The organism is Kitasatospora sp. MAA19 (assembly GCF_029894125.1).
Lineage (GTDB): Bacteria > Actinomycetota > Actinomycetes > Streptomycetales > Streptomycetaceae > Kitasatospora.
This window is the reverse complement of record NZ_JARXYZ010000080.1, coordinates 1-3,946: the sequence shown is the minus strand read 5'-3', so window position 1 is coordinate 3,946 and position 3,946 is coordinate 1. Positions and strand designations below refer to the sequence as shown.

The 3,946-nt window shown below is 71.2% G+C and carries 1 protein-coding gene and 2 pseudogenes; all 3 read left to right on the top strand.

The genetic code is table 11. From position 1 onward, the window contains the following. A pseudogene (locus P3T27_RS40800) lies at positions 1-95 on the top strand (ATP-binding protein); the annotation flags it as partial. Positions 96-488: 393 nt separating this feature from the next. Next, positions 489-3,845, top strand: a complete 3,357-nt coding sequence (locus tag P3T27_RS40795; RefSeq protein ID WP_280686438.1) for a nitrate- and nitrite sensing domain-containing protein — start codon at positions 489-491, stop codon at positions 3,843-3,845. 10 nt (positions 3,846-3,855) lie between these two features. Then, positions 3,856-3,946: pseudogene (locus tag P3T27_RS40790) on the top strand (roadblock/LC7 domain-containing protein); the annotation flags it as partial.

Here is a 3,946-nt window from a genome sequence, read left to right as displayed (position 1 = left end):
CCCCCGTCATCACCCTCGACGCCCGCCGCCGCGACAGCGCCAAGAGCGCCCTCATCACCCTCGTCGAACACGCCCTCCTCGCCCGACTGCGATGAGCGGCGGGGCATCCGGCCCCCGGGAGCCGTCGAACTGACGGCCCCGGGGGCGGAGCCGCTTACCGGCCGGTGTCCTCCAGGGGCATCGCGCAAGACCCGTGTATAAGCAGCGGATAACAGTTCGGTAGGCATTTTGTGATCAACAGTGACTCTGCGTGGCGAATCAGCGTCACTCAGCGCCAGAAGACCACGGTTTTGCTCCGTCATGTCGGTGAATGTCCAGATTGCTCCGACGCGGGGGCCATGAGGCGGCTGTTTGTCCCCCATCCCTGCACGTGCTGAAATTCCAGCTACCCCTGAAGCTTTCGTGCCGGCCCGCCGGTGACGGGCCAGGGCCCGGGGGTAGCGCTGGATTGATCCATGGCCGACAGTCGGCCGAGAGGTAGTTGTCGAGTGAGGCGTAAGCAGCAACCCGCCCCGCAGCGGCGCTCCGAGCCCCGCCGGAGCGAGCCGAACGGCACCGCAACGGACCCGGCCGGATTCTCCGCGTTCACACCCACCGAGGAACGCTCGCCGGCGTCCCCGGCCCCGCAGCCCCCGGCCGCCTCCACGGAGCTCCGCGGCGGTGGCTCGGACGGCGACGGCGGCTCAGGCCGGTACGACTTCCTCCGCCCGCGCAACTGGCGCGTGCCGACCCGCCTGATCGCGATCCTGCTGATCCCCGTGATCATCAGCCTCGTCTTCGGCGGCCTCCGCGTGAACACCTCGGTCGACGGCTACATCAAGGCCTCCCGGGCCGAGAAGACCGCCGAGCTGGCCAAGGCGGCGACCGAACTCGCCGAAGCGCTGGAGATCGAGCGCGACACCACGCTGATACCCCTGCTCACCAAGCAGGACCCGGACGGCAAGGTCGCCAAGACCCGGGCCGACACCGACGCCGCGCTGAAGGCGTACGAGGCGGCCTACGCGGCCTCCGACAAGTCCGGCGAACTGCCGCGCCGCCACGAGGCCTTCCAGGCCCTCGTGATCGACCTGCCGCACCTGCGGGCCAACGCGTACGGCCCCGAGCTGTTCGCCAGCGCCACCGCGAACGCCTACTCGGTGATGTTCGCCCCGCTGCTGTCCTACGACAACTCGGTCGGCATGGGCTCCACCAACGCGGCCAGCAAGGGCCGCGCGATCTACGCGATGTCCCTCGCCAAGGCCTCCGCCTCGACCCAGCGCGCGCTCATGCTGCACCTGCTGGTCGGCATCTCCCAGAACGCCACCACCCGGTTCGAGAACGCCGACGTGATCCAGCAGATCCTGGTGTCGGAGCGGCTGGAGCAGGTCTCGCTGACCGAGTTCAACACCGGCAGCGCCCCCGAGGACGCCCGCAAGTACGCCAACGCCCAGGTCGCCCAGGCCATCGCGCAGGAGCGCTCGGCGTACAAGATGCCGAACGGCACCGCGCCCTCCATGCAGACCCTGCTCTCCCTCGGCGCCGCCTACAGCCAGGCCGCCGCCGAAGGCCAGACCAAGGGCAAGGCCGCCGCCGACCAGGCCTACAAGGAGGCCAAGGACGCGGGCCTCACCCCGGAGAACTGGAACCAGGCCGCCAACACGCACATCCAGGCCCTGCGGACCACCGAGGTCCAGCTGCTGGACGACGTCCTCACGGACTCCCGCAACCTCAAGGACAACGCGCTCTACGACGCCATCCTCAACACGATCATCGTCGTCGCCGCGCTCATCCTGGCCGGCCTGCTCACCGGCTACGTCGCCCGCTCGATGATCCTCGGCATGCGCACCCTGCGCAGCGCCGCCCTGGAGATCGCCGACCACCGCCTGCCGGACCTGGTCGAGAAGCTCTCCAAGACCGACCCCGACCGGGTCGACACCTCGGTCAACGCGATCCCGCTGCACGGCAAGGACGAGATCGGCGAGGTCGCCCGGGCGTTCGACCAGGTCCACCAGCAGGCCGTGGCGCTCGCCGCCGAGCAGGCCCTGCTGCGAGGGAACGTCAACGCGATCTTCACCAACCTGTCGCGCCGCAGCCAGGGCCTGATCCAGCGCCAGCTGGCGCTGATCACCGACCTGGAGAACAACGAGGCCGACCCGGACCAGCTGGAGAACCTCTTCAAGCTGGACCACCTCGCGACCCGTATGCGCCGCAACGGTGAGAACCTGCTCGTCCTCGCGGGCGAGGAGGCCGGCCGCCGCTGGAACACCCCGGTCCCGCTGGTCGACGTGCTCCGCGCCGCCGCCTCCGAGGTGGAGCAGTACGAGCGCGTCGAGCTGTCCGGCATCCCGGAGGTCGAGGTCGTCGGCGCCGCCGTGACCGACCTCGTCCACCTGCTCGCCGAGCTGCTGGAGAACGCCACCTCGTTCTCCAGCCCGCAGACCCGGGTCCTGGTCAACGCGACCCGCCTGCCGGACGGCCGGGTGCTGGTCGAGATCCACGACAAGGGCATCGGCCTCACCGCCGACGACTTCGCCGAGATCAACGAGAAGCTGGCCGAGCCGCCCACCGTCGACGCCACCATCTCCCGCCGCATGGGCCTGTTCGTGGTCGGCCGCCTCTCGCAGCGGCACGACATCCGCGTCCAGCTCCGCCCGTCCGGCGAGTCCGCCGGCACCACCTCGCTGGTCATGCTCCCGCCGTTCATCACCCGCTCGGGCGCCGTGCCGGAGCCCGAGGAGCAGTTCACCGTCTCCCGGATCTTCTCCGAGCAGGAGCCGACCTCCGAGTGGGCGCCCAACGGCCAGCCGCGCAGCGCCGCCGAGCTGGGCTTCGACGACCACCTCACCGGCAACGGCAACGCCGGCTCCAGCGGCTTCAGCCCGGCCCTGGAGGCCGTCCAGCGCTCGCAGCGCCTCGACCAGGTCCGCCGCGCGGCCCTGGAGAGCGCCCCGCACGGCGGCGAGCCGCCGGTGCTGGACGCCGAGGTCGAGGAGGAGTACCAGCAGGGCTACGACCAGTACGCCCCGCAGGCCTACGAGCAGTCCGGCTACGCCGACGACCAGTACGGCTACGCCCAGGACGGCTACCAGCAGGACGAGTACGGCCAGGACCAGTACGGCCAGTACCCGCAGCAGGGCTACGACCAGTCCGGCTACGCCGACGAGCAGTACGGCCGCCAGGACTACCAGGAGACCGGCTACCAGGGCTACCAGGACGGCTACGGCGCCGACCAGTACGGCCGCCAGGCCGAGGAGGCCCCGGCCGGCCACCCGTACGCCCCGGAGCCGCCCGCCCTGCCCGCCGCCGAGTCCACCCCCACCCTGCCGTCCGGGCTGCCGCAGCGCCGCCCCGGCCAGCAGCTGGCGAGCGGCGGCTTCGGGGCGCAGGCCGCTCCGGCGGGCACCGGCTCCACCGGCGAGACCCCGAACTGGTTCGCCGGCGCCAAGGACAGCTCGGCGGCCGACGAACCGCGCGGCCACGACGTGTCGGCGCTCGGCGGCTACGGCCCGACCGGTCCGACCAACTCCCCCTGGCAGTCGCCCAACGACGGCGCCTGGCAGCGGGCCGAGCAGACCCGCGAACCCGCCTCCGGCGGCACCACCGGGGCGGGCCTGCCGCGGCGCGTGCCCAAGCAGAACCTGGTGGCCGGGAACGCCAAGCCCACTCCGCAGGAAGGGCCGCAGGTCTCCCGCAGCCCCGAGGAGGTCCGCGGCCGGCTCACCAACCTGCGCCGCGGTGTGGAGCAGGGCCGCAGTGCCGGTAACACCGGAAGCTTCCGGATCGACCCCGATCAGGTAGACCCGTCCGGCAACGGACAGAACCGAAGCACCGATCTCTTCGGCGGCTCGAACCACCAGGAGCGTTGAGTTGACTCAGATGAGCCAGGCCGCACAGAACCTGAACTGGCTGATCACCAATTTCGTGGACAACACCCCCGGGGTGTCCCACACCGTGGTGGTCTCCGCCG